Origin of the sequence: Aestuariivivens sediminis, assembly GCF_022662105.1 — a bacterium.
GTDB lineage: Bacteria > Bacteroidota > Bacteroidia > Flavobacteriales > Flavobacteriaceae > Aestuariivivens > Aestuariivivens sediminis.
Genome location: NZ_JAKMCP010000004.1, coordinates 157,937 through 184,599, shown reverse-complemented (window position 1 = coordinate 184,599; position 26,663 = coordinate 157,937). Strand labels below are relative to the sequence as shown.

At 40.2% G+C, this 26,663-nt stretch carries 29 protein-coding genes; 5 read left to right on the top strand and 24 right to left on the bottom strand.

What is annotated here, in order from left to right:
- A complete protein-coding gene (gene dprA / locus MR054_RS12375) occupies positions 1-1,104 on the bottom strand; it encodes a DNA-processing protein DprA (protein ID WP_242158138.1) in 1,104 nt (367 codons plus the stop codon).
- A gap of 100 nt (positions 1,105-1,204) precedes the next feature.
- On the opposite strand from dprA, the gene MR054_RS12370 reads away from it, so the two are divergent.
- Positions 1,205-2,551 carry an HU domain-containing protein gene (locus tag MR054_RS12370; protein WP_338081524.1) on the top strand — a complete coding sequence of 449 codons (1,347 nt, stop codon included), beginning with the start codon at positions 1,205-1,207 and terminating at the stop codon, positions 2,549-2,551.
- A gap of 125 nt (positions 2,552-2,676) precedes the next feature.
- The gene (locus MR054_RS12365; RefSeq protein ID WP_242083738.1) at positions 2,677-3,186 is read left to right on the top strand and encodes an acyl-CoA thioesterase; all 510 of its coding nucleotides are present in this window, start codon (positions 2,677-2,679) and stop codon (positions 3,184-3,186) included.
- Between the two features lie 53 nt (positions 3,187-3,239).
- On the opposite strand, the gene MR054_RS12360 is transcribed toward MR054_RS12365, so the two are convergent.
- The 19 genes from MR054_RS12360 to porW all read right to left on the bottom strand — a co-directional run bounded on the left by MR054_RS12360 (position 3,240) and on the right by porW (position 19,888).
- On the bottom strand, positions 3,240-4,463 hold the full coding sequence (locus MR054_RS12360) for a murein hydrolase activator EnvC family protein (RefSeq protein WP_242083737.1): 1,224 nt from the start codon (positions 4,461-4,463) through the stop codon (positions 3,240-3,242).
- Positions 4,463-5,233, bottom strand: a complete 771-nt coding sequence (gene lolB1, locus MR054_RS12355) for a lipoprotein insertase outer membrane protein LolB1 (protein ID WP_242158137.1) — start codon at positions 5,231-5,233, stop codon at positions 4,463-4,465. The genes MR054_RS12360 and lolB1 overlap by 1 nt, the downstream gene beginning before the upstream one ends.
- 11 nt (positions 5,234-5,244) lie before the next feature.
- A complete protein-coding gene (locus MR054_RS12350; protein WP_242083735.1) occupies positions 5,245-6,606 on the bottom strand; it encodes a tetratricopeptide repeat protein in 1,362 nt (453 codons plus the stop codon).
- Positions 6,607-6,682: 76 nt separating this feature from the next.
- A complete protein-coding gene (locus MR054_RS12345; RefSeq protein ID WP_242158136.1) occupies positions 6,683-7,702 on the bottom strand; it encodes a sugar phosphate nucleotidyltransferase in 1,020 nt (339 codons plus the stop codon).
- Between the two features lie 256 nt (positions 7,703-7,958).
- Complete coding sequence (locus tag MR054_RS12340) at positions 7,959-8,111, bottom strand: GIY-YIG nuclease family protein (protein ID WP_242158134.1); 153 nt, start codon at positions 8,109-8,111, stop codon at positions 7,959-7,961.
- Between the two features lie 51 nt (positions 8,112-8,162).
- Positions 8,163-8,597 (bottom strand): dUTP diphosphatase, encoded by a 435-nt coding sequence (gene dut / locus MR054_RS12335; RefSeq protein WP_242083733.1) that lies wholly within the window; start codon positions 8,595-8,597, stop codon positions 8,163-8,165.
- Between the two features lies 1 nt (position 8,598).
- Positions 8,599-10,023 (bottom strand): oligosaccharide flippase family protein, encoded by a 1,425-nt coding sequence (locus MR054_RS12330; RefSeq protein WP_242158133.1) that lies wholly within the window; start codon positions 10,021-10,023, stop codon positions 8,599-8,601.
- Between the two features lie 57 nt (positions 10,024-10,080).
- Positions 10,081-10,590 carry a hypothetical protein gene (locus MR054_RS12325; RefSeq protein WP_242158131.1) on the bottom strand — a complete coding sequence of 170 codons (510 nt, stop codon included), beginning with the start codon at positions 10,588-10,590 and terminating at the stop codon, positions 10,081-10,083.
- A gap of 141 nt (positions 10,591-10,731) precedes the next feature.
- Positions 10,732-11,592: an ATP synthase F1 subunit gamma gene (gene atpG / locus MR054_RS12320; protein WP_242158130.1), complete on the bottom strand. Its 861-nt coding sequence runs from the start codon at positions 11,590-11,592 to the stop codon at positions 10,732-10,734.
- Between the two features lie 29 nt (positions 11,593-11,621).
- The gene (locus MR054_RS12315; RefSeq protein ID WP_242158129.1) at positions 11,622-11,966 is read right to left on the bottom strand and encodes a four helix bundle protein; all 345 of its coding nucleotides are present in this window, start codon (positions 11,964-11,966) and stop codon (positions 11,622-11,624) included.
- Positions 11,967-11,989: 23 nt separating this feature from the next.
- Positions 11,990-13,564, bottom strand: coding sequence for a F0F1 ATP synthase subunit alpha (gene atpA, locus MR054_RS12310; RefSeq protein ID WP_242158128.1), 1,575 nt, complete (start codon positions 13,562-13,564; stop codon positions 11,990-11,992).
- A 6-nt stretch (positions 13,565-13,570) separates the two neighbouring features.
- On the bottom strand, positions 13,571-14,107 hold the full coding sequence (gene atpH, locus MR054_RS12305) for an ATP synthase F1 subunit delta (protein WP_242158127.1): 537 nt from the start codon (positions 14,105-14,107) through the stop codon (positions 13,571-13,573).
- 103 nt (positions 14,108-14,210) lie between these two features.
- Positions 14,211-14,711: a F0F1 ATP synthase subunit B gene (locus MR054_RS12300; RefSeq protein ID WP_242083723.1), complete on the bottom strand. Its 501-nt coding sequence runs from the start codon at positions 14,709-14,711 to the stop codon at positions 14,211-14,213.
- Between the two features lie 80 nt (positions 14,712-14,791).
- Positions 14,792-14,983 (bottom strand): ATP synthase F0 subunit C, encoded by a 192-nt coding sequence (gene atpE, locus MR054_RS12295; RefSeq protein ID WP_102756010.1) that lies wholly within the window; start codon positions 14,981-14,983, stop codon positions 14,792-14,794.
- A gap of 33 nt (positions 14,984-15,016) precedes the next feature.
- On the bottom strand, positions 15,017-16,108 hold the full coding sequence (atpB, locus tag MR054_RS12290) for a F0F1 ATP synthase subunit A (RefSeq protein WP_242158126.1): 1,092 nt from the start codon (positions 16,106-16,108) through the stop codon (positions 15,017-15,019).
- Between the two features lie 189 nt (positions 16,109-16,297).
- Complete coding sequence (locus tag MR054_RS12285) at positions 16,298-16,690, bottom strand: hypothetical protein (protein ID WP_242158125.1); 393 nt, start codon at positions 16,688-16,690, stop codon at positions 16,298-16,300.
- Positions 16,690-16,929, bottom strand: coding sequence for an AtpZ/AtpI family protein (locus MR054_RS12280; RefSeq protein WP_242158123.1), 240 nt, complete (start codon positions 16,927-16,929; stop codon positions 16,690-16,692). The genes MR054_RS12285 and MR054_RS12280 overlap by 1 nt, the downstream gene beginning before the upstream one ends.
- Positions 16,880-17,305 (bottom strand): bactofilin family protein, encoded by a 426-nt coding sequence (locus MR054_RS12275; RefSeq protein ID WP_242083718.1) that lies wholly within the window; start codon positions 17,303-17,305, stop codon positions 16,880-16,882. The genes MR054_RS12280 and MR054_RS12275 overlap by 50 nt, the downstream gene beginning before the upstream one ends.
- A gap of 12 nt (positions 17,306-17,317) precedes the next feature.
- Entirely contained in the window at positions 17,318-19,888 is a 2,571-nt protein-coding gene (gene porW, locus MR054_RS12270; protein WP_338081523.1) for a type IX secretion system periplasmic lipoprotein PorW/SprE, read from the bottom strand.
- Positions 19,889-20,302: 414 nt separating this feature from the next.
- On the opposite strand from porW, the gene MR054_RS12265 reads away from it, so the two are divergent.
- Positions 20,303-21,361 carry a ferredoxin--NADP reductase gene (locus tag MR054_RS12265; protein ID WP_242083717.1) on the top strand — a complete coding sequence of 353 codons (1,059 nt, stop codon included), beginning with the start codon at positions 20,303-20,305 and terminating at the stop codon, positions 21,359-21,361.
- A gap of 60 nt (positions 21,362-21,421) precedes the next feature.
- On the opposite strand, the gene MR054_RS12260 is transcribed toward MR054_RS12265, so the two are convergent.
- The gene (locus MR054_RS12260) at positions 21,422-22,444 is read right to left on the bottom strand and encodes a glycosyltransferase family 9 protein (RefSeq protein ID WP_242158121.1); all 1,023 of its coding nucleotides are present in this window, start codon (positions 22,442-22,444) and stop codon (positions 21,422-21,424) included.
- A 157-nt stretch (positions 22,445-22,601) separates the two neighbouring features.
- On the bottom strand, positions 22,602-23,207 hold the full coding sequence (locus tag MR054_RS12255) for a DUF4254 domain-containing protein (protein WP_242158120.1): 606 nt from the start codon (positions 23,205-23,207) through the stop codon (positions 22,602-22,604).
- A 207-nt stretch (positions 23,208-23,414) separates the two neighbouring features.
- On the opposite strand from MR054_RS12255, the gene upp reads away from it, so the two are divergent.
- Entirely contained in the window at positions 23,415-24,074 is a 660-nt protein-coding gene (gene upp, locus MR054_RS12250) for a uracil phosphoribosyltransferase (RefSeq protein WP_242158119.1), read from the top strand.
- Here upp and MR054_RS12245 read toward each other — a convergent pair.
- Positions 24,063-24,986, bottom strand: coding sequence for a DUF6427 family protein (locus MR054_RS12245; protein WP_242158118.1), 924 nt, complete (start codon positions 24,984-24,986; stop codon positions 24,063-24,065). The two genes, upp and MR054_RS12245, sit on opposite strands and share 12 nt — an antisense overlap.
- A 70-nt stretch (positions 24,987-25,056) precedes the next feature.
- On the opposite strand from MR054_RS12245, the gene MR054_RS12240 reads away from it, so the two are divergent.
- Positions 25,057-25,284, top strand: a complete 228-nt coding sequence (locus tag MR054_RS12240) for a DUF6341 family protein (protein ID WP_242083712.1) — start codon at positions 25,057-25,059, stop codon at positions 25,282-25,284.
- Here the strand turns inward: MR054_RS12240 and purD are convergent.
- Complete coding sequence (purD, locus tag MR054_RS12235) at positions 25,279-26,550, bottom strand: phosphoribosylamine--glycine ligase (RefSeq protein WP_242158117.1); 1,272 nt, start codon at positions 26,548-26,550, stop codon at positions 25,279-25,281. The two genes, MR054_RS12240 and purD, sit on opposite strands and share 6 nt — an antisense overlap.
- Between the last annotated feature and the right edge of the window lie 113 nt (positions 26,551-26,663).

Below are 26,663 nucleotides of genomic sequence, written 5' to 3'. Positions count from 1 at the left end.
CTAGGCCACCTCAAACAATTTTCCCGGTAACGGCCTAACAACGCCTTTCAATTCCATATTTAATAAGGTACTGCTCACTTTAAATATAGGTAGCTTACAGTCTAAAGCAATACGGTCCAATTGTTGTTTTTCCTCTGTCTTAAGGTAATTGTAAATAACCTCTTCCGTCTCATCCAATTCAACAAATAATTGTTTTTGAACGGATCGCTTCGTATCCTCCTCTAATTTCCAACTTAACATATATGGCAGATCCAAAGGTGTTGTTAACATATGTGCCTTATGAAATTTAATCAAATTATTACATCCCACACTTTGTAAATCTGACGTTCTTCCCGGTACGGCAAACACGTCCCGGTTGTATGAATTGGCAATATCGGCCGTAACTAAACTTCCTCCCTTTTCAGCCGATTCTATAACAATCGTGGCTTCACTTAAACCTGCGATAATCCGGTTTCGCTTTAAAAAATTATTCCTATCGAAGGTCGCCGTACTCCAAAAGTCAGTATAAAATCCACCATGCTTTTCTACCTCATAAACATATTTTTTATGGGCTTTCGGATAAATTTGATTGAATCCATGCGCTAAACACCCAATGGTTTGTAAGCCATTTTTAATGGCGGCCTTATGGGCCGTAATATCTGTTCCATAGGCAAAACCAGAAACTATTACGGGGTTATAAGGCTTTATGGTGTTTATTAAATCTTCGCAAAATGCTATCCCATTGGTGGTAATCTTTCGTGTCCCGACAATACTTATAATGGGTTGGTTCATCAGGTTTATGGTTCCGGTTTGGAACAATAAGATAGGGGCATCAATACAATGTTTTAATCGATATGGATAATGGTCCTCTTCAAAATAAGACGTTTTAATATGGTGGTCTTTAATAAAAATCAATTCCTTTTCCGCCTCAATTAAATGCTTGACTTTGTATAAATCGGAAATGGTGGTCTCCCCGATTCCAGAAATCTTAAGCAGATTTTGTCTTTTCTCTTTTAGCACGGCTTCGGCCGAACCGCAATATGCGATGAGGCGCTTAGCGATAATGTCTCCAATATTAGAGACGTGTTGTAAAGCCAGGATGTAATGTAATTCGCTGTCGGACATAAATTTTTATTTATGATGCAAGTAAAGAAATTTTTTAAACTGTTGATAAATACTTCATGTCAAAATTATTCTATATTTATAATTTTTTAACTTTGTTTTCATGCAACTAGAAACCTACATCAGCGATTTACTTTATAGATACGACTGTGTGACGATCCCTGATTTTGGATCGTTTTTAACACAACGCGTATCTGCGACCATAGATGAGTCGTCGCAGGCTTTTTTCCCACCAAAAAAAGTGTTATCCTTTAATGAGCAAATTCAAAAGAATGATGGCTTGTTGGCCCATTATATTGCTGAGGTGGAAAAAGTACCATTTGATGTCGCCAATAAAAAAATAGCCAAACGGGTAAAACTCTTAAAATCATATCTCACCGAAGGAGAGACGCTGACGTTTAAAAATATCGGGGAAATTGTTTTTAACCAGGAAGGCAAAATCCTGTTTGAACCGACCTATCGCCTGAACTATTTAACTGATGCATTTGGGCTGTCTGATTTTGAGTCCCCTGCTATTATTCGAGAAGTGTATAAGGACACTGCAGAAGCCGTTGAACGCGTTGTCCCCATAGGTTTTACTCCGGCAAGGCGCAAAACCAAGTCCTATTTAAAATACGCTGCAGTTGCCTTGATCGCTTTAACTTTAGGTGGCTTTACTGCTTCCAACTATTACGTCAACACCATTGAAACCCACAATCAATTAGCACAGGAACAAGCTAATCAGCAACTTGAAACGAAGATCCAAGAAGCCACTTTTAGTTTAAATCCCCTTCCTGCCATTACCCTGAATGCCATCAAGCAAACAGGAAACTATCACATTGTTGCGGGTGCGTTTCGAGTAAAGGAAAACTCAACTAAAATGGTGCGTCAACTTCGATTACTGGGTTATCCGGCCAGATACATCGGTGTAAACAAATATGGTTTACATGAGGTCATCTATGCGAGTTATGAAACAGGTTCTGATGCGCTTAGTGCGGTTCGAGAAATAAGGAAAACCCACAACAAGGATGCCTGGATCAATATCATTCGAAATCTGGACCAAACGGTGAACGCGAGTCATTCAAATACCAGTACTACACCACCCATTACAAGTTCTCCGGAACCTCAACTGATATCAGCCAAAGGGGATGATAAGGCCGTACGCGAAGATGATCTGACGTTTAGAAAAAGTCCTAATATCATTCAAATTATAAAGGGTGCTGATAACGTAAATAGTGGCTTTTATCTCATTTTAGATGCTTTTAAGGATGCTTTAGAAAAAGATACTTTTATAAAAAGATTAAAATCTGAAGGCTATTCGAACATCCGTTTCTTCTTCGATAACATTAGCGACTATTATTTTGTATATAACGAAGCATTCAGTGATTTAGAATTAGCTTCTAAAGCCATGAAATTGAAGGCAAACAGCCCGCACCATGAAAAAATGTTCATTGTTAGGGTGGCACCTTAAATTAGGGTGTTGTTGTCCCCGTAACCTTACCGCATTGATTTCATAGTTATAAAATTGAGTTGCTTTTTACTTCCTAAAAACTTAAAAGCATAGTACCTTTGCGGTCATCAAATCCTTGACAAAAGATGCAAGTAAAAACGCCAGAACAATCTAAAACCATTCTTACCGATATGGTTTTACCGGGGGAAACCAATCCTTTAAACAATTTATTCGGAGGCGAATTATTGGCCCGTATGGATCGTGCAGCCAGTATTGCCGCCAGAAGACATAGCAGACGCATTGTTGTGACCGCCTCTGTTAACCACGTGGCTTTTACTAAAGCCGTTCCCTTAGGGAGTGTGGTTACAGTTGAAGCTAAAGTTTCCCGAGCGTTTAAAACCTCTATGGAAGTATTTATAGACGTTTGGATTGAAGACCGCGAATCCGGCGAACGCACCAAAGCCAATGAGGCCATTTATACCTTTGTGGCCGTAGATGATACCGGTCGACCCGTTGCCGTACCTCAGGTTGCCCCGGAATCTTCCATAGAGAAAGAGCGCTTTGCTGCCGCGTTACGACGTAAACAACTCAGTCTTTTGCTAGCCGGAAAAATTAAACCCAACGATGCTACAGAGTTAAAGGCTTTGTTTGAATAGTTCTTACACCGTGCTTAAGGGCCCAAAACCCGATGCCGGTTAGCCTCGGCAATTCACATCTTGTAAATCCATGCCGAAGGATCTTGTGTATTGCTTTCCTTGGAAACTACAAAACTTAGGATGGTTTCTCCGGTGGATCTATTGGTTGCCACCTCACCAATAACCTGTTTTGTAGATACATTATCTCCTTCTTTTACATATACTTTTGATAGGTTTTTGTAAGTCGTTATATAATTACCATGACGGACCATCACCAAAGGATTGACATTTTTAAGTGTAATAACACCTATAACCTCACCATTAAAAACGGTTCGAACCTGAGCGCCTTTTTCGGTGGCAATACGAACCCCGTTACTTTTAATAATAAGCGACCTGTTAATGGGATGTGGCTGGGCGCCATAGCGCACTTTTACAAAGCCCTTTTCCACGGGCCATGGTAATTTCCCTTTATTGGCCACAAAATTCGATGCCAGAAGTTTTTCTTCAGCCGTTAAAGCAAAACTGGATGATGATTCGGATTTCCCGGCCCGTTTATTGGACCGTGCGATGGCTTCTTTAATTATTTTTTCAATTTCCCTGTCAATGCGATCTGCTTCCTGTTGTTTTGCCTTTATTTGTGCCGTATATCTGTTAATATTTTTCTTAATGGATTGCATTAAGGTTACATGTTGTTTTTTGGCGGCCTCCAATGACTTCTGGGTAGCCTTATTTTCTGAAATAAGCGCTTCTTTTTCCTCTCTTTGCTTTAACAAATTCTTGTTAATTTCTTGAAGCTCCCGGGTCTTGGATGTAATGGTTTCTCCTTGTTGCTTTTGATGATTGGCATATTGCTTTATATATTGCAGGCGTTTATAGGCTTGTTTAAAATCGTTTGAAGACAGCAAAAACATCACTTTACTTTGCTTGTTTTTACTTTTATAGGACTTTACCACCATATCGGCATAATCCGCCTTGAGCTGCTTTAATTCTTCCCTGAGCACGCTTATCTTTTTTTGATTGTCATTAATTTCCCGGGTTAAATAATTGGCTTGCTGGTTGGTAACCTTAATTAAGTTGTTGAGCACCGTAATTTTATAATTGAAGTCTTCAATCAATGACAATTGCGATTTAGCCTTAGATTTGTTCTCCGCTTGTAATTCATTGATTTTTTGAATTTCCCGACGTAATTCCTGTCGACGCGTTTCCAGTTCTTGCTTTCTATTTTGAGAAAAAGCATGGCTGGTTAGCAAGACCAAAATATACAAGGTCACTCTAAAAATGTATTTTTTGTTTATCATTACAGCTCTATTTCATGATATCCCGAAGGAATTCTAAAAGGAAATCTTAAATCTTCATTTAAGGACATCCCTTTGAATTCCAATCCAACAATGAGCTCTTCATTGGCTTCAAGAGCAATCACTTTTATCCGTTCCGGAAGCCTTTGTTTATCGACTTCCTGATATTGCAAATAGTCAATTTGTAAATGTCTTAACAGTTTCGGCTGTGAGATCTGTTGGGAGTCTATTTTAAAATGTGAAGGATTTAATAGATAAAAAATTTCAATAAGTTCCTGGTCCCTTTTTGGTTGTAGCGCATACTTATTCTGATGGATAAAGGATTTATAGGAATCCCCCTTGAGGTTATATAATGCCTCCCCCAACAGCAGGTTTTGAACCTTTACAAAGTCCAAATGGGTTCCCAATAACTTACTTAAATAAATATAATCCCCATCAAAGTAGGTTTTGTCCAACTTATTATAAAAACTTACTCTGTCCGGCGTAATTAGGGCCTTTACTACCGAAATTGGTGACGAGGTCAACAAAATCCGCTTGTCTTTTTCTATCCGTAGATTCACCGTATAACCCTTGGAGCTATGACCGTCTTCGATATCAATTTTAACGCGGGAAGCCAAGGTTCTAAACTCCGGGGTTTGCTTAAGGTTCTCCCTTATAATTTGCTTTGTCGACAAATTTAAGTTCGCTTTTCCAAGGCTTAAGCTCTTAGACGATTTACATTGAAACACCAGCAGGGCCAGGATTAAGAGTAGAATGTAGGAATGCTTTTTCAAGTCTGTTATGTTTAATTAGAGATTTGTAGTTGTTTCACTTTATCGTTTAACGTTTTAGCTTTTTCAAAATTGCTTTGTAAGGTATAAGCCTTACTGAGCTGGGTGTAAAAATCGATTTCCATTTTTGTGTCATCGATGATGTAGTCCACCCCTTCTTCCAAAACCTCTATCGCCTTATCCAGATCATTTAGTGCCAATGAGGCCGTACCATTGATTAAATAGAACAACGGTTGGGAAGGATATTTTAAAAGGGCCTGAGCACTTTGCTCCCGAACCTGCTCAAACTGTTTTAAATCTAATTTCAGCAATAGCACATTTTGCAGAACGTGGTAATTATCATGGTCTAAATTTAAGACCGATTCAAAGTAACTCAGTGCTTTTTCCTTATTGCCCTTAGCCAGGTAATACTGTCCCAATTCCTCTAAGGTTTTTTGGTCACTATGGTTTTCCGCTAAGGTTATGGCCTCCACCAATTCCGTTTCAAATTCCGGGTGTTTATTTACAAATTTCACAAAATCCGATAACACCTTTAATTTAGCGTCAGGTTTAATCTGAGTACTTTTTAAAACGATCTTCATGGATTCGATAGCCCGTTCCGGATCGTCATCGTCTAAATAAAATTTATAAAGTGCCAAATGAACCAATTGGGAATTCGGGTTCATGTCCAGTAACTCCTTTGCGGTTTCAAACGCTTTTTCTTTTTGATTGTTTTCACTATACCGATAAATAAGGGCGAGGTAGTTTGCTTCCTTATTAGGGTTATCCTCAACACGCTGTTCCAAATTTTCGATTTGGTCCTTTTTTTGGCCTGTGGCCTTATAAATCTTATTCCGTAAAACATCGCGACTCGAAGAAATGCCATAGGCCTTATCCAATTCGTCTAAAAGTTTTATGGCTTCTTTGTAATCTTTAGTCCTGAAGTACAAAGCCGCCAGATCTTCTTTATAATCAGGATGATATTTGACCAATTGTTTTATGGTTTTAATGGCGCCATCATAATTATTTTGAGCGGCATAAAATCCATACAGCTCATCTAAAAACCATTCGTTATCCGGATCCTTATCAACGGCCTTCTTTAAGGACTCCTCGGCTAAACCAAAGTTTTTAAGTTTATTGTAGTTCTTGCCCAGTTCAAAATATAAAACCGCAGGTTCATCATTTAACTCAATACACTTCAAAAGGGCTTCATTGGATCGTTCATAATTTTCAATCCCTTTTTGCTTTAAGGCCTCATAAAAATAGTCCTGAAATTGATCTTCCACATTGCCTAAGTCATCATCCGGCGTTTTGTTAAAATCGACCTGAGCATAGTTCCATTGAGGAAGGAAAACCAATCCAAAAAACAAAAAGAATATGTGTCCTATTTTCTTCATAAAAGTCTCGACTTTTCGGCCTTAACTTGACCTGCTCCTTAAGCCGGTCCTAAGGTGACCTAATCCATTTCAAAAGTCATTCCAAAACCGAATAATCTCCTATGCTAACTGAAATATGATCGCCATTATAGGAGACGTGATTACCAATCATAGCACGGTCTAAATTAGCATTTTTAATAATGGTATGGGTTTGGATTAAGCTATTTTTAACGTTGGCATTTTCTATAATAGAATACGCCCCCACAGACACATGGGGTCCAATGGTGGCATTACTGAGTTTAACGTGCTTGCCAATAAAACAAGGTTCAATAATCTCAGCGTTTTCCAATTGAACGGTTGGGTCTATCAATTGCTCTTTACCATCCTGTTGTAAGAACCCCAACATTTTAGCATTGGTTTCGACCGTAATGGCCTTATTCCCGCAGTCCATCCACTCGTCTACAGTTCCTGTTTTAAAAATAAAGCCTTCAGCCATCATGCGTTTTATACCATCATTGATTTGGTACTCCCCTCCATTGGTAATATTTTCATCTAAAACCTCCTGCAATTTATGCTTTAAAACACCGATATCCTTAAAATAATATATCCCTATTACGGCTTGATTGCTTACAAAGTTTTCGGGCTTCTCTACCAACTCAATAATTTGGTTATTAGGGTTCAATTTCACCACCCCATAGGCTTCCGGGTTGCTTACCTCCTTAGTCCAAATCACACTGTCCGCATGAGGATCCAAATCAAATTCCGCACGGATTAAGGTGTCGGCATAAGCAATTACGGCAGGACCATCCAGGGAGGGTTCTGCACACATAATGGCGTGACCGGTCCCTAAAGGTTTATCTTGATAGTAAATAGACGATTTGGCTCCTAAACGTTCTGCCAATTCCTCTAAACTGGTAACCACATCATCGCCAAACCATGCAGGATCCCCTAAAACAAAGGCCACTTCCTCGATAGGCTGTTTTAAAACCTTGGCGATATCGGTTACCAATCGGTGAACAATTGGTTTTCCGGCAACCGGTATTAAAGGTTTTGGAGTGGTTAAGCTGTGTGGGCGCAATCGGGAACCCCGACCGGCCATGGGGACTATTATTTTCATATTCATTCCCAGCGAAAGCAGGGATCTTTTTTAAATTAAACTTTTTATCTTCTTAATCTTCTATAATTTAGATTCCAATTCATACGCAAATCCATCCAACCCGGGTTCATCTCTTCAATTAACTTTATTTCCAATCTCTTTTCCATTTTTTAAACTGTTTTTCTCTTTTTGACAGCTTTATCACCATTTTCAAATTCTTCAGAATAAATCAATTTATCACAATTGTATTTTGCTGTAAATGATTTTGGATAAATCTTTAGCTTTTGCTCTTTACCCGCCCTTCTATGTTATCCGTTATACCAATATACAAAACATCACTGGGCTTATTTGACATGATGTAAACATACCAAAGTTCCATGTTTATCTTCTCTTCTGTAATGTTATAGGCTCTCCCATATTCTGTATTCATTGACTGTGAGATTCCTGCTTTCCTGCCCGACTGCAGGCGGGTGCAGGAATGCTACTTCACCCCTGTGCTTCCAAAGCCTCCTGCTCCTCTGGAGGTTTCAGATAAAGCGTCGACTTCAATCCATTCGGCACGTTCGTGTTTGGTTATGACCAGCTGTGCTATACGTTCGCCATTTTGTACTGTAAAATCTTCGTTCGACAAATTGACCAGAATCACCCCAACTTCACCCCTGTAATCCGCGTCAATGGTACCTGGTGCATTTAAGACTGTAATGCCTTTTTTGGCAGACAATCCACTGCGCGGACGTACCTGGGCTTCGTAACCCAAGGGCAACTCTATAAATAAGCCCGTCCCGACAATACTTCTTTCTAAAGGTTTTAAGGTTCTTGATTCCGATAAATTAGCTCGTAAATCCATCCCTGCTGAAGCTATGGTCTCATACTTCGGAATATCATGATTGGATTTGTTGATGATTTTAATTTTCATTTTATCTTTTTAACAATTGTTTGATTTGATCTTTTTCCGAAAAAAAAGCAATCCCCAAAAATACTAAAACAAATATGGTATTTAGGTAATAATTACCATGAGTATGGAGTGATAGGACAGAAAGTCCTATGGCAAGAATTAAAAAGAACCCCAATTTCGTGATGTTATATGGTACAGGATAGTGTTTTTGACCCCAAAAGTAGGATAATAACATCATGACTCCATAGGCGGCAAGTGTGGCCCAGGCGGATGCCATAAAACCTATTTTGGGGATCATGACATAATTAAATACGATAGTAATCAATGCGCCAGCCACCGATAAATACATGCCATAACGCGTTTTATCCGTGAGTTTATACCAAATGGCCAAATTAAAATAAACCCCCAGGCATAAGTTCGCAAGAAGTACCACAGGGACAATGTCTATGGCTATCCAATAACTTTCGTCCTTCACTAAAAGCTGTTTAAAAAAATCGAGATAAGCGACAATAAATACCAGCATAAAACTACCAAAAATGACAAAATAATCCATGATTAAGGCATAGGTGCGTTTGGCATTAATTTCCTTTGAGTGATTGAAGAAAAATGGTTCTGCTCCCAGTCTGAATCCTTGAATAAAAATGGTCATAAAAACGGCTATTTTATAACATCCGCTATAGGCCCCGTTAATCGCTTTACCAAGCATTTCCGGCAACAACCATTTATCAAAATTTTCATTAACCACATAAGCTAGACCGGCAACCATTATCGGCCATCCATAGCCCAACAATTGTTTAAAAATTAAAGGGTCGAACTGTAGTTTGGTCTTTAAAAAATAAGGCAATAACAGAAGTAAAGTTACCACACTTGCCATGAGATTTGCTATAAAGATATACTTCACCAAATCGGTGCTGTCATAGTCCAAAAAGGGAATTCCAAATTGGGGTATGGCCCAAAGAAAAAAGAAATTCAATAGCACATAAAGGCCTATATTAGATAGTTTAATTAAGGCGAATTTGACGGGTTTTCCCGTTGCCCGTAAATAGGCAAATGGTGCAACCACGAGGGTATCTAAAACCAATACCCCTAATAATAAATTAAAGTAATTAAGATGGAGATTGACCAGAGAGGCCAGTGTATCGTTAAATTTAAAGACTACTGCAAAAAAGAGTATTGCTGTTGCCGACAAACTTATAAGTGCCGTTGAAAACACCTTATCCTTGTCCTCACTTTTACTAAAAAACCTAAAAAAAGCGGTTTCCATACCATAGGTGAGCAATACATTAAAAAAGGCCGCGTAAATATAGAAGGTGGTATTATCTGAATAACTTGTGGTTTCTAAAGTGCCCGTATGGAGAGGCACCAAAATAAAATTCATTAACCTTGGTAAAACTGTTGCCAGACCATAAATTATGGTGTCTTTAAAAAACGTTCTTAATGCGCCCAAGATTATCGGTTTATATGGCTAAAAATACACTTTTAGAACACACAAAACAAAGATATGTTATGGCTTCTTTGGTGGAGTGCCGGGATAATATAAGGGCTCTTTTTTTATAACCCCGGAAATTTTAAAGTATTTTTTCCTGTGATGTTCTCTATACCCTAAAATGCATTCGTTGTCTTTTAATTCAAACGGAAGGGGTTTTGGGTGTTTTGGCAGTGTATTCCCGTATTCGGCATAAGGGGCGTTGCTCATAATGATATCTGACTTGTTTAAGCTTGAATCCAACCTTCCCCTGAAGAGACCCGGCTGGATTTCTTCCAATTTAGTGCCTCGGTCCCTAAAGTACACACTGTCGAGTATTATGTGATTCGGATTGTTCTTAATTGGAATATATACATCGAATCCAGAGCCCCCTCCCTTTACCCCTGCAATCCAGCTCTGGTAATACGGCTCACCAAGGTCCAAAGCGATGCTGTCTTGCAATTTAGGCGAAGAGGCACACTGGGACATGTGGACTGCCACAAATAACAAGGCACCAAAAAACAAAAACGGTCTTACTATTTTCATCATTCCTTATGTTGTTATAAAAATAGTGAATCAAATAGTATTCCAATACAAAAACCTCACCATCCTGCAGTTGTATTTAGGATCCGTGAGGTTTAAAATCTATGGATTCAAATGGGCCTTGACTACATTGAGGTCCCCTTGAGCCTAATTGTTCAATGCTTCTGCTCCACCAACAATTTCCAGGATTTCGTTGGTAATTGCGGCCTGTCTTGCTTTGTTATAAGATAGGGTGAGTTGATCTTTCAATTCTTTGGCATTATCAGTGGCTTTGTGCATGGCGGTCATACGGGCCCCGTGCTCGCTTGCAAAAGAATCTCGTACCCCCTTGTATAATTGGGTTTTTAAGGACTTGGGGATTAACTGTTCCACAATCTCTGCTTTTCCGGGTTCAAAAATGTAATCGGCCTTCGCAGTGGCAGTCCCTTCCACCGGTACAATGGGTAAAAACTGTTCGGTCATTACAATTTGCGTTGCCGCATTTTTGAATTTGTTATACACCATATCAATTTTATCAAATTCCCCGGCAACAAATTTATCCATGAGCAGTTGCGCAATGTCGGCCACATTATCAAAGGTCAAATCATCAAAAACTTCACTTTTGTTGGCAATAACCTTATTCGTTTTCTTGAAGGCATCGTTGGCTTTCTTTCCAATGACCAAATAGGATACCTTCTTACCGGCATAGGTTTGTGAAGTCATTTTGTTAACTTCTTTAATGATATTGGAATTAAATGCCCCAGCCAGACCTCTGTTAGAGGTTATCGCAACAATTAAAACGTTGTTTACCTCACGTTGTGTTGAAAATTTGCTTCCCGAATCCGCATCGAGTGTAGCGCTTAAATTTTGCAAAAGTTCGGTGAGCTTATCTGCATACGGACGCATTGCTGTAATAGCATCCTGCGCCTTCTTTAACTTGGCAGCCGATACCATTTTCATGGCACTGGTGATCTGCATCGTTGAAGACACCGATGATATTCTGTTGCGTATTTCTTTTAGATTTGCCATTTTTCAAATTATGAATTATGAATTACGAATTATGAGTTCCTAATAATTGAAACTAAAAGCTTAATCAAAACCTCACATTCTTCTCTTAATTTAGAAGGAACTTCATATATATTCGTTTCTTCAATGACGTCCAACCAAAAGGATGTTTCATCAGCTTCTTTAAGAGCAATTCCCAATTTATTTTTAAAATCTTTTGTACTAACACCTCGTTGTGATTCTCTCACATTGGCACCTATACTTGTACCTGATTTTAGTAACTGATTTGCTATTTCAAAAAAACGTTTTTCTTTGAGTTCTTCAGCATAAGTTACAATATCGCAAGCAAAATAAAAGCTTTTATCGACAATTGCATTTCCACTCGCTTTATAACCCATAATCCTGAATTCTTAATTCAGAATTAATATTTCCCTGCTAAATCTTTACAAACACTGGTTAACGTATCCGTAACCTCATCTGTCAGTTTTCCTGCTTTAAGGGTGTCCAAAACATCTCTATGCTTGGCATTTAAAAACTCAATAAAATCTCTTTCAAATTCCTTTATTTTTTCAACAGGAACATTTCTTAATAAGTTCTTCGACCCCGCATAAATAATTGCAATTTGATCTTCGACCTTATACGGATCATTTTGTGCCTGCTTTAAGATTTCCACGTTACGCTTACCTTTCTCAATTACATTGAGTGTAGAGGCATCCAAATCCGAACCGAACTTGGCAAAAGCTTCCAATTCACGGTATTGTGCTTGATCCAGTTTTAAGGTCCCTGCCACTTTTTTCATGGATTTAATCTGGGCATTACCCCCAACACGGGATACGGAAATACCCACATTAATTGCCGGACGTACTCCAGAGTTGAATAAATCGCCATCCAAGAATATCTGTCCGTCCGTAATCGATATCACGTTGGTCGGAATATAGGCCGATACGTCTCCCGCCTGTGTTTCAATAATAGGTAAAGCGGTTAATGACCCTCCTCCTTTAACCATTGGTTTTAAGGAATCGGGAAGATCGTTCATGTTCTTCGCAATGGCATCATCATTGATCACTTTAGCCGAACGCTCCAACAAACGTGAGTGTAAGTAAAATACATCTCCAGGGTACGCCTCACGTCCCGGAGGGCGACGTAATAATAACGATACCTCACGATAGGCCACCGCTTGTTTGGACAAATCGTCATAGATAATCAATGCCGGACGTCCTGTGTCTCTAAAATACTCTCCAATAGCAGCACCGGCCATAGGCGCATAAACCTGCATGGGTGCCGGGTCTGATGCATTGGCCGCGACAATAGTCGTGTAAGCTAAAGCCCCTCTATCCTCTAAGATTTTAGCAATGTTGGCTACGGTCGATGCCTTTTGACCTACGGCAACATAAATACAATATACCGGTTTACCGGCATCATAAAATTCCTTTTGGTTCAGGATGGTATCGATACAAACGGTAGTCTTACCAGTTTGACGGTCCCCAATAACCAACTCACGCTGGCCACGGCCTACAGGTATCATCGCATCGATAGATTTAATTCCTGTTTGTAAGGGCTCGGTTACGGGCTCACGGAAAATTACCCCCGGGGCCTTACGCTCTAAGGGCATTTGATAGGTATCGCCAGCTATGGGTCCTTTCCCGTCAATGGGGGTCCCTAAGGTATCAACCACGCGACCTACTATACCTTCGCCGACATTTATAGAGGCAATTTTATTCGTACGTTTTACGGTAGAGCCTTCCTTAATATCTTTTGAATGTCCTAATAATACAATCCCAACGTTGTCTTCTTCAAGGTTAAGTACAATCCCTTCCAGGCCGCCTTCAAACTCTACTAACTCCCCGTATTGCGCATTGGATAATCCATATGCACGCACAATACCATCACCTACAGTAAGTACTGTCCCTACTTCATTTAACGAAGCCGATGCCTCAAATCCCGCAAGTTGTTGTTTTAAGATTGCTGATACTTCAGCTGGTTTTACTTCTGCCATCTTATTTTAATTTAATGTAAATTCTCTTTTTAATTTGTTAAGCTTGTTAGAAACACTGGCATCGTATTGTTGGTCTCCTATTCTTAAAATAAACCCTCCTAAAATGCTTTCATCTACTATATTTTCTAACGCTACTGCCTTATTTGTTAATTCTTTAATTTTCGCCAATACTTTTATCTCTAAATCACTGGTCATAGGAAAGGCTGTGGTCACCCTGGCAATTTCCTTACCCATTAACTGGTCATACAATGCACTGTATTTTTGGGCTATGTTACCCAGAATTTCCATTCTTTTATTCGAAATTAATACCTCGAACAATCCTGTGGTAATGGAGTTAAGCTTTGGAAAAACAGCTAATAGGGCTGCCTTTTTGGTTTCGGACTTAGCCACCGGATTTTTTAATAAATCGCTAAGTTCGGCACTTTGGCTTAGCGTATTCGCAATCAATTTCATATCGCCATTGACCACATCGGCTTTCTTTTGTTCTGTTGCCAATGCCAAAACTGCTTTTGCGTAACGTATTGCTGCTCTGCTTCCTGCCATAGTTTTACCCGCAAATGGGTGCGTTTAATTTTACGTTATATTCCAATCGTTTAAGAGGGGGGCCCGACAAACCTTGCCTTTCACCTCAACGACCGTATTCCATTTAATTCAAGGTTGCTTCACCCAACATGGATTCTACCAATTTAACCTGCTTGTCCTTGTTGGATAATTCGTCACGAACCACCTTTTCTGCAATCTCTATAGATAAGCTGGCCACCTGTGCTTTTAAATCGGCAATAGCCGCTTTCTTTTCGGTTTCAATAGTGGCCTGGGCCTGAGCGATCAATTTGGCAGAAGCTTCTTTAGCCTCTTCCTTAGCATCTTCAATCATCTTGTTCTTCATGTCCCGAGCGTCCTTCAACATAGCTTCACGCTCCGCTCTCGCCTCTTTTAACAACTTTTGGTTATCTGCCTGAAGATTTTCCATCTCCAGTTTCGCATTTTCAGCCGCATCCAGGGCCTCTTTTATCCCTTCCTCTCTACTATTCACTGAATCCAATATCGGTTTCCAGGCAAACTTCTTAAGCAGTAATACCAAAGCAATAAATAATACAGCCTGCCATACAAACAACCCTAACGAAAAGTGTTCAAATAATTTTTCCATAATACTTTATATTTCTAAACAACGCTTAATTTTAAAAATAACAGCTATAACCAACCGTTATAGCTGTTATTTATTTACATTTAAACTGCGAATAACGCAGCAAATCCAATACCTTCAATTAACGCTGCTGCAATAAGCATAGCGGTTTGAATTTTTCCTGTAGCTTCAGGTTGACGAGCGATTGCTTCCATAGCAGAACCACCGATTCTACCAATACCAATACCTGCTCCTATAACTACTAAACCTGCACCTACGATAGCTGGAATCTCCATAAAATATATATAATTAAAAATTAAACATTCAATTTAATGATGGTCGTGTTCTTCAACGGCCATGCCAAAATACAGGGCTGAAAGCACTGTAAAAATATAGGCCTGTAACGCCGCTACCAACAACTCCAATATGGCCAGTACAAAGGCCAACAAAAACGATAGCGAACTGCCTAACCAATTTTCTAACAAAAATACCATTCCTATAATGCTCATCAGTACGACGTGACCCGCCGTAATGTTGGCATAGAGACGAATCATTAAGGCAAATGGCTTAATGAAAGTTCCCAGTAATTCAATGGGCGCCAAAATTATCTTCATTGGAACGGGTACGCCCGGCATCCAAAAAATATGCTTCCAATAGTTTTTGTTTCCGGAAAAGGTGGTTATTACATAGGTAATAAGCGCCAAACATAAGGTAACTGCAATATTATTGGTCAGGTTCATACCTATGGGGGTTAACCCAAACAAATTTACAATCCACACAAAGAAAAATACGGTCAGTAAATAACTCATATATCTCTTATAGTGCTTTTCACCAATATTGGGAATTGCAATCTCATCGCGAATATACAATACAATAGGCTCAAGAAAACGTCCCATGCCCCTGGGCATTCTTCCATTTAGTTTATAGCCCATGGCCATTCTTCTAAACATAAATAACATCAGTGCAAACATCATAAAAATCATAACCACATTTTTCGTGATCGAAAAATCCAGCGGTCTTTCATTTATGGGATGCTGATGCTCGTCTTCAATAATTTCGCCTTCGGGAGATTCAACCCTGTAAATTTTGGAGTGATGCAATTTATAAAAGTTGCCATCCACCTCAGCCACCGCTTCTCCATGATGGAATCTTGAAGATGAAAACACCTTAAGCCCATTATCCCAAAGGATTACAGGCAGGGGAAACCCGATGTGCTTTTCTTCGCCCGCATCGGTTTTATATGAAAATAAATTAAAATCGTAAGAATCTTTTAAGTGGTGCTGGATATATTCCTTGACCTCAGCTTCAGTGGTTTTTCCGGTATTTGGTTCCTCATGACCGTGTTGATCTTTTCCGTAAGAAACCATGGATAGTAAAAACAATACTAAGGCTATTGGTTTTAAAGCTATTTTTCTGTGCATATCACTTTCTCTAATAGTGGCTTAAAAATCGCTGCAAAGGTAGTTTTTTATCTCAAAAACAAAAACAATTTTTTCTTTTATTTCTTATCTCAAAATCTCATAGGATGTTTAATGAAAAGTACCGCTAAAGCAAATTATTTTTTGAAGTTAGAAATCTAATTATCAATGGAATTAAAATCAATAAGGATCCTATTCCTCATCTATTCTATTCAGCCATTTCCCCAGACTGAAGGTCTCTAAAACCAGGCCGACCAGATAGGGCACAAAAAATGAGGCAAATTCCAGTTCCGAAATGACCTGATCTTGTTTATAAAAGGGATAAAATAGGATAAAAAAGACTGCAAATTTTAACACACTTCCCGCCAAAAACAAAAACCCAAGCTGACTTTTGTATTTTTTTCTAAGGACATAAAGAAATCCAAAAACACCAATGACCAAAAGGAGATTAACGCTGTAGGACAGGACAATTCTGTCTGCAAATAGCGGATAGCCCAAATAATTTAAAAGTGCCAAATGGATGCCAAAGACGATAGCCAGAAGAAGAGTCGTTTTTATAACGAAGCTATAAAACGGATGCTGCATTACTTATTGATTCTGTTAACCTGCTGAAGAACAACGTACAGCGAAATCCCGACACCCAGTAGGGTCATGATGATGACGAACAGCTTATCGCCATCGTTATATTTGGTGTCCAGCCATTTTCCCAAAAGCACAAAGACATAAATGGTAACACCCATTTGAATGGCAATGCCAGATAGCTGGGCAACATTTTTAAGCTGTTTTTTCGGATCCTGATTCTTGTGTTCGTTGCGATTTGCCATTATTCATCTCTTTTACGGCGCCCTTCATCATACAGGTTACATTAAACGTAGCACCAGGCTCTACAGCCAATTTGCCCACAACAACTTCACCTTGAATGTATGCAGAGGCCTTAAGGGTTAAGGTTCCGGAAAGGGCCAGTTTGCCATCAAACTTACCCTCAAAATGGGCATCAGTGCCTTGCAGGGTTCCTTTTATGGTTCCGTTTTTTCCTACTACTACTTTGCCCGTAGTTTTAATATTACCTTCAATAAAGCCATCTATTCGTAAATCGCCTTCACTATTTAAATCCCCGACAATCTTGGTTCCCTGGGCAATAATGTTTTGATTGGATGTTCCTTCTGCCATGTTTTTATCTTTTTTGTTATCAGAAAACATAATACTATTAACTTAGTTATTATTTATATTTAGGTAGCTGTTTAAATTTTTATGGATTTGGACAATTTGGTAATTATCCGATGAAATAATAAAATAGGGTTTCGATAGTTTTCGCTTGTCCTCTTTACTCAATAATTGATCGAATGTTTGTGCGACTTGCCTGTTCTTTAACCCATGGACCAACACCAATGTTGTTGTGGGATTATACACATCTACGGAGGATTTTAAATCGTAGTACTTTATGGTATGAAGTACGGTATCCAGTTCTTGTTTAAAGCCTTGTATGGTTTCTTTATCGGCCTTATTAAATTGGAAAACCACCTTATAATGGTTGGAAATACTGTCATTGGTTTCGATAAAATCGGTTCCCGATATCTGGGGGATCACATTGGACTGTATCTCCTGGGCCTTAATCCCCTCAGGGGTATTGGCATAGGTTACGGCTACATAATTAATGGCTTCCTTATAGGCTTCATATCCGTATAAACGTCCTGTCGCAGACGCTTTTAATAATTCCAATTTAGAAACAATGGGGTCCCCATCAAAGGCGTTTATGTAATCTTCACATTGGGTTATCACAGATTCATATTCTTGATTTTGGTAGCGCTTATACAGGTTCTCGTATAAACTTTCCGGACTGTTATCATCTGCAAAACTCGCCAGCTCCGGATGGGTTAAAATCGTCGCATATCGCGAATCCGGATACTGGGTAATAATATCGTTCTTAGCAATTTCGGCTTCACTCTGTGCCCCTAAAAGTTCATAGAGCTTATACAAATTGTATTTAGAAGGTAATATGAATCGCTCCTCCGGGTTGCTTTTCAAAAGCTCCTGAAATTTATGTTTTGCCAGTTCAAATTCCTTGAATTTTTCCTTATAAATAAGCCCCAATTGGTAATATGCATAATTTCGTTCTTTCCATATACTGTCTATGTCCTTTTCTTCAGCAGGAATTTTGGAGATATAGAATTGGGGGTCATAACGCTCTTCTTCGTTGGCCGAGGCCAGCAGTTGATCCGTCGATAGGGTTCCGGTATTTTTAGCCCCCGATTGACTCGACCAACGCCAATTATCCTCAAGGGTTCTATTGCCCCAAATTTTAGCAAATTCGTTTTTGCCATAAGCTACCGTGGTAGGGTTGTAAAAGTAAAAGGTTGTTCCCTGTCCCGGTAAACCACTTATGCCGGTATTTGTGCGTTGCCCGGGAAGATTATTATTAACCGTAATAATACCCGCTTTATTACGTTCAGCCGCCTCACGACGTTCTTTGTCTTTTTTTGCCTTTTGTTCGAGGCTATCCGTAAAGGCCTCAAAAAACGCCAATCGTTCAGCTTCAGGCATATGGATTAACAGCAACAGACTGTCATTGACCTGAGCCACCGCTTCGTAATATATCACATCGTCTAAATTATCTCTTTTCTTTTTAATAATGCGGTAGGGTTTGGAATCAACGACCAGATTAAACATGGTGCTGTCGTAATACTGACCGGCTTCAACATACCTGGAGGCATCAAAACTCATGTCTCCCAGAATTTGATAATTTTTAGCCTTTAAAACCTGATCTGATGAATTGGTCCGCAACGATTTATTGTAATACGCCTTGGCTAAGGAATCCGATCCATTGGTAGCATGATATACCGCTATTTGATGATATATTTTATCCAGATAGGGTCTGTTTTCTCTGTTTTCCTCCAATTCCGTAAGCAATTCTCTTAGTGCGACTTTATCGCCGCTGGAATAATCAAAATTTTTAATTTTTTCAATGAACGCGCTAATCATATAGATTCTGGGCGTTTTTCTATGGAGCTCAATGACCCGGTCGAAGGCAATATTGGCACTGTCCTTATATCCCAAGGTATTGTAGAGTTGCCCTTGGATAAAGCGATAACGCCCGCGTTCGTCATTGCTTTTTGTAGCCATCGAAGCCGTCTCCAGATGTATTATGGCACTGTCCAGAATCTTTAGGTTAAAATAAGCCTGAGCCATGGTCGCGGTCGCATCAGCCAAATCCTGACCTTCCAGATCTTCCTGTCTTAACAGGCGTTTTAGATTTTTTAGGGCCAACTCGTCATTCTCTAAGCGTAAATTGGTTTTTTCCCTCCAAATTTTGGCCTGATTGATTTTATCGCTGGCCGGATATTTGTATAAGATATAATTGAACGCCTCAATGGCCGGAACAAAACGCTGATCGAAATACCGCGCCTTTCCGAGAAGCAGATAGGCTTCATCCATTTGCGGATTTTTTTCCTTTCCATCGATGTTCATACTGTGCTTCTGAATGGCCTTCACCGCCTTTTCTTCGGCTCTGGAAAAATTCTCACTTTTAGATTGCCCGGGAAGCATCACCTCATCTACCACTTCCATACGCTCAATGGGGAGGATCTCCCAGTAGTTGTCCTGATAACTCTCATTAAGGCTATTCCGCCCCTGGTCCAAAGCTAAATGCCCATTATAAAGGGTGTTAAATTCAGTGGTGACCGCGTGGTAGTTTTTACTAATAAAGTTGTCCTTCTTTCTTGAACAACTCCCCAGAACAATCATAGAGACCACTAGTGTGAGTATACCGATGAAAAATGCTTTCAATACCTTGATTATTTCGTATTATAGTTAACTGTAATCTCCTGCATATAGTATACAGGTAGGTAAAAATAAGCATCTTTTTTGATTAACCTAAACATTTAAAAGCCTTTTAGCCCTAACCCCAATTTGCCGCCTTCACGTTAAAGCCCCTTATACGGCTGCATTGACAGAAAAGGCATTACTAATTCCCCGCCTGGCCCGGACAGGCTATTAGCTTCAGGAATGGATGGCGCGAACAACTTCCATCTTGGACCACAGAGGCATTGAACTCCTCTTTTCAGCAGGATTGATTCGTAAGAATGCAAGCCTCCAGGAAGGTTTCATGCCATAATCAAGACAGCCTTAAGGGGGTCATTATTTAAGGGCTATACATTTTCTAATGAAAAAATTCCTGTACTTTTGTCAAAAAAAATTCGGATGTCATCATTTTATACGCTTTCCATTAAATCCATACAAAGAGAAACCCATAAATCCGTGAGCATTGCTTTTAATGTTCCGCAAAACCTCAAGGAGGTGTTTACTTTTAAAGCGGGACAGTACATCACACTTAAAGCGACCATCGACGGTAAAGAGGTACGGCGTGATTATTCCTTATGTGTTTCTCCGAAGAGTGGTGAGCTTAAGGTAGCGGTTAAAGAGGTTAAAGATGGTACATTTTCGGCCTATGCCAACAGGGAATTAAAAGTGGGAGACACCCTGGAGGTCGCGCCCCCAAAAGGACGATTTACGTTCGAACCGAACGATTCCAAAACCAAAAATATTGCCGCCTTTGCTGCCGGTAGTGGCATTACACCCATTTTAAGTATTATAAAATGTGCCTTGGAAGAGGAAGTTTACAGTAAGGTTATTTTGGTCTATGGGAACAAGACCACCGAGGATACCATGTTTTTAAATGAGCTTTTAGCGCTTCAGCATGCTTACAAAAATCGCTTTGCCATCCAATTTGTATTTAGCCAACAGGATCACGAGGACTCCATTTTTGGGCGCATAGAAAAAAGCACGGTAAATTATGTCATGAAAAACAAGCATAAGCACATTGAGGTGGATGCCTATTACCTCTGTGGTCCTGAATTGATGATTCATGCCGTTAAAGATGTGTTGACGGGACACGGCATTGACAGCAACCGTATTCATTTTGAATTGTTCAAGGCTGCAAAATCGGATGAGATTGAAACTCAGGAGGAGGCGTCTTCCGGGAAAACTCAAATTACGGTTATTGTCGACGATGAAGAGACGACCTTCGAAATGTCCCCCAGTCAAACCATTCTCGAGGCTGCGCTGGATGAGGATTTAGATGCCCCCTATTCTTGTCAGGGTGGTATTTGCAGCAGCTGTTTGGCCCGAATTAAAGCGGGCGAGGCCACCATGAGGCAGAACAACATCCTGAATGAAAGTGAAGTTGCAGAAGGCTTGATACTAACCTGTCAGGCACAACCCACCACCCCTACCATTGTTGTGGATTACGATGATGTCTAAGCGCCAAACATGAGCTTAAACCATCTGTATTATAATTAGCACTCCCTAGCCATGGACCGTCTAAATCACGGATCTGATTTTCTTAACGATCGTTTCCGGTGGAATGCTTCCGGCGGCCAGTTCGTATCCTTCGGGATAGGTATTTCCGTAAACCGATGTCGGGATTCGGGGATATTGGTCTCTATCCGGAAGTAAGGCATGATGCTCGGGCTGATGAAATGGTGCAAACCCGGCATACGGATGGGTAACGCCCCAAACCGTCAAGGTTTTTATGCCTAACATGGCCGCAATATGGCCGTTCCCGGAGTCCATCGACACCATAAGTTCCAGATTAGAAATGACATCCATCTCCTCCTCCAGGGTGAGTTTACCGGCTACAGACACCACATTTTGGTGCCTGGACTCCATCCTGTTCAGCGCGGCAATTTCTTCCTTTCCACCTCCGAATAGAAGGATCTTGTACTCTTTAGCAAGGGCATCAATCACCACTTCCATGGATTCCAATGGATACTGTTTCCCCTTATGGGCGGCAAATGGTGCAATGCCAATTCGTTTTTGTGGCCCCTCACCAATGACCCCTAGGATCTGATCGCTTAATTCCGCTTTGGGAGGAAAGTTAGGATGTGATAAGTCCACCGGGCACCCCAGGGCTTTAAAAACATCGGCATAACGCTGGTGGGTGGTGGCCAGCGGTTTAAAAACCTCCCCTTTCACTAAGGCTCTTTTTTCGCGTCGTCCCTTATTGATGGTAACAAAACGTCTACACTTTAAGAAGGGTTTTAAAATTTGGCTTCTTAACACATTGTGCAAATCGGCTACTGCATGAAACCGATTCGCTTTATTAAGCTGTTGTGCCAATAGGTACAATCCGAAGAGGCCCTTATGCTTTCCTTTCAGGTCTGCAGGAAAAACAGTGAGGTTATTCATGTTTCTGAAAAACGGGGTGAACAATGCTTTGGTCAATACCGTTATGTTAAGTTCGGGATATTGGGTGGTTAAGGCACGCAAAACAGGAACGGTCATAGCCACATCACCCATGGCCGACAGACGAATAACAAGAATATGTTTTGTTTTTTGAGACATCGGTAATCGATACTAATTAGGTCCTGTGGCACATGGATTGAAACGACCACCCTGGTTCTTTGAAAGCCTCTTGCTAAGCAAGTCGAAGCCTCATCCATTCCAGATGCTCCTCCCTCCCCCCTGTATTCGGGATGGGCTTGAGCACGGCAAAACGCCCTTATTTCTGAGAACGCAAAACCGGGTTCAGTTCGTCATCGTTATACATCTTCATCTGTTTGTATACTTTCATGTACTTATCCCCATTCTCGATATCCTTTAAAAGGGTGTCTATGGCCGTTGAAAGGTCTACCCGCTGTTCCAGCAACACACTCAATTTTTTCTGACAGGCCGCCCGATGTTCTGCAGAAGCATCTTCACGTGTGGCTTCTTCGTTCATATGGTAGATCTTCAAAGCTAATATGGACAACCGGTCTATACCCCAGGCCGGACTTTCCGTATTTATGGTGGCATTTGCCTTAGAGGTAACGTCCTTATATTTCTCTAAAAAATAGCTGTCGATATATTCCACCATATCCGTTCTGTCCTGATTGGAGGCATCGATCTGGCGCTTTAATTTTAAGGCGGCTACAGGATCTATTTTCGGGTCCCGAATAATATCCTCGAAATGCCATTGGACGGTATCGATCCAACATTTTCTGTATAACAAATGTTCAATTAACGCATCCTTGGGATAGGCATTTTCAAAGGGTTGATCAACAGTGTTTAAAATATGGTATTTTTCAATAACCTCTTGAAAAATCCTGTTCGCTTTATTGGTAAACATGGTCTATTATTATTTTGTAGGGCAAAAGTACATGAATTTTTTCATTTAAAAATTCACAACAGCCAAATGAAAAGATGAGCCGCCTTATTTATAGGATTACTGAAAGACCCCTCTGTTTTGAATCTTTACAGTACAAAATTTGAGGTTGTCAGGAGACACCTATCCTATAATTAATTACATTTACCTGTCATAATTCCTTTTTAAGCCATGCATATCCATAACCTCTCTCAAGAAAACTCGATTTTAAACACCTATATTTCTGAAATCAGGGCCCTGGATATTCAATCGGACCGCATGCGCTTCAGAATGAATATTGAACGCATTGGCGGGATCTTAGGATATGAACTGAGTAAAGTGTTAAACTATACCTCCTCCACCTTTAAAACCCCCCTGGGGACTTCACAAATATCTATCCCTGATAACGATTTGGTCTTGTGCTCGGTTTTAAGGGCGGGTATTCCATTACATCAGGGGCTTTTAAATTGTTTTGATATGGCCGATAGTGCTTTTATTTCGGCCTACAGGCATCATAAAAAGGACTCCGACGACTTTACCATTAAAGTGGAATATTTGGCGTCTCCTTCCATTGAAGGTAAAACACTGGTGCTGGCAGATCCCATGCTCGCTACCGGAAAATCACTTCAGGCCACTTTTGACGCGCTTAAGCGCTATGGCTCGCCCAAAACCATTCATTTGGTCTGTGTGATAGGAGCTCGGGACGGTGTGAATTATATTAATGACACCTTCCCCAAGGACACGCATTTATGGATTGCTACCATTGATGAAACCTTAAATGCCAAGGGATATATCGTGCCGGGCTTAGGAGATGCCGGTGATCTGATTTTTGGAGAAAAATTACAACAGTAACAGCAAAAAGGGAACGACGAAAAAGACCATCAGAAATAGTTCCTTGAACCATTTTTCCTCAATAACTTCTATATAATTGGTCATGATAATCGCCAGGGGGGCAAACATGAACAAAAATTCGGCACTGTTTTTTTTCGGAGCTAAAACAACGATAAGGAAACTTATTAAAAAAGTGATTAGAATGAGATGAAAGGAGGGCCTTAAGGCCTTTTTTTTCATTTTAATGCTCTTGATATAAAATAGGGTAGACCAAATACCAAAGGAAAACAACAGGGTTATGGCCACCCACAGCTCGGGCAAATTATAATGGTCGAACGCGTAGCTTATGGAGGGGGTATTTATAAAGGCTTCAAAATAATTCCCAAAACAAATAATAGAATAGCAAACCGTAAAAATAAATACGGTCAAAACCCCCGAAAACGGGATAAGCCAATGATTTAACTTGTTATCGGTATACAGCACTAAGGCCAATATAATGAGCACAAAAAACAGAATGGCCCAAAAATAGAACAATGAGGCTATGGCAATCCAAAATGCCGCATCAAACAGTTTTTTATTCAGTTTTAACTGGGTGCGAATACTCAAAATACGCCTTAGGCCAAGCAGCACAAAAAAATTGGCGATTACAATATTGGTGTCCTGTGTGGTCTCCAGCAGGGCCAAAAGAAATAAGCTATAAAGCAATATTTCATAATTGTTGTTTTTGGTTAATCCGTTTTTACTAACCATAAAATTGAGCAATAAAATGGAACTATAGCATACAAAAAATAAAACGAGTTGTTTTAAGAGCAGGGCAATGGTAAAGGGTTCTTTTACAAGCTTTAGGGCAGCCATGACAAAAGCTATGGCCGTAATAAAAAATACCAGAATGAAATTAATTGGTTTAGATTTGCTAAAAATGCTTGTTATCATTAACGGTTTTTGTATTTTTGCCTTGTAAATATACTAACTATAACCGGTTGGAAAATAATAAAATTTCAAGATGAAAGATTTCTTTTACGCCATTGAAGATTTGTTCGTAAATGTCCTTTTTGCACCCTATGATGCTTTGAGAGCTTTGGAACTTGAAAATTGGTTTGCGGCAAATACGGTATCCTGGCTGTTTCTAATAACTGGATTTGCGGCTATGCTGTATTGGTTAAATCAACTTAAAATGTTCAATGATAATAATGAGGAAGATAAAAGTGTGTCTTCCCATTCATTCCTATAAATCGAAACCAATATCCTTACGATAGTACATCTTATCAAAATGTAATTTCTCTATACTTTGGTAAGATTTTTTTATGGCCTCCCGGTAGGTGTTCCCATAGGAGGTAATGGCCATAACCCGCCCTCCGGAGGTTACTATTTTTCCATGGTTTAGTTGTGCCCCGGCATGAAAGGGAATAGAATCCTGTATCGTCTCCACACCGGTTATCACCTTGCCTTTTTCATAGGCTTCCGGATAGCCTCCGGACACCACCATGACGGTGGTTGCCGCTCGTTCATCGATTTCCAGTTGAATCTTATCCAGGGTTCCGTTGGCCATAGCCAAAAGAATATCGACCAAATCGTTCTTGAGTCTCGGAAACACCACTTCAGTCTCAGGATCCCCCATACGCACATTGTACTCAATGACCTTTGGGTCGTCCCCTACTTTGATGAGTCCTATAAAAACAAACCCGACATAGGGTAAATTATCCTTTTTTAAGCCTTCAATAGTAGGTTTTACGATGCGTTCTTCAATTTTGTTCAAAAAGGAATCCGTAGCAAAAGGGACCGGAGAGATGGCTCCCATGCCACCGGTATTCAAGCCTGTATCCCCCTCGCCAATGCGCTTGTAGTCCTTGGCCGTAGGTAAAATTTTATAGCTCTGCCCATCGGTCAGTACGAAACAGCTCAGTTCGATACCATCCAAAAATTCTTCAATGACAACTTTGGTGCTGGCTTCTCCAAATTTGGCATCGACGAGCATGGTTTTTAATTCGGCTTTGGCCTGATTTAGATCTTTCACAATAACAACGCCCTTGCCTGCAGCCAATCCGTCCGCTTTTAATACGTAAGGCGGATTTAAGGTTTCTAAAAAAGCGTAGCCTTGTGCAACGGTATCTTTGGTAAAGCTCTCATAAGCTGCCGTTGGAATATGGTGCCTGTATAAAAATTCCTTGGCGAATTCCTTGCTGCCTTCCAATAAGGCCGCTTCTTGTCGTGGCCCAATAACCTTGACGTCCTTGAGGGCCTCCTCCTTTAAAAAATAATCGTGTATTCCATTCACCAGGGGATCTTCCGGTCCCACTACTACCATATCAATGGCTTTATCCAAAACCAGCGTTTTAATGGCTTCAAAATCATTAACCCCAATAGGGACATTCGTTGCTATTTGTGCGGTGCCCGAATTCCCGGGGGCAACAAATACCTTTTTGCACTTTGGACTTTGGGCTATTTTCCATGCAAAGGTGTGTTCTCTTCCGCCGGATCCTAAAATTAAGATGTTCATAGTAACAGGTGTTAAACCTCCTGTTGATCATAAGCACTGATGCCCTGCCCTGTAGCGGGACGATCCATGACCAACACGAATTACAGATTGCTGTTTTTATCGTATTATTTACG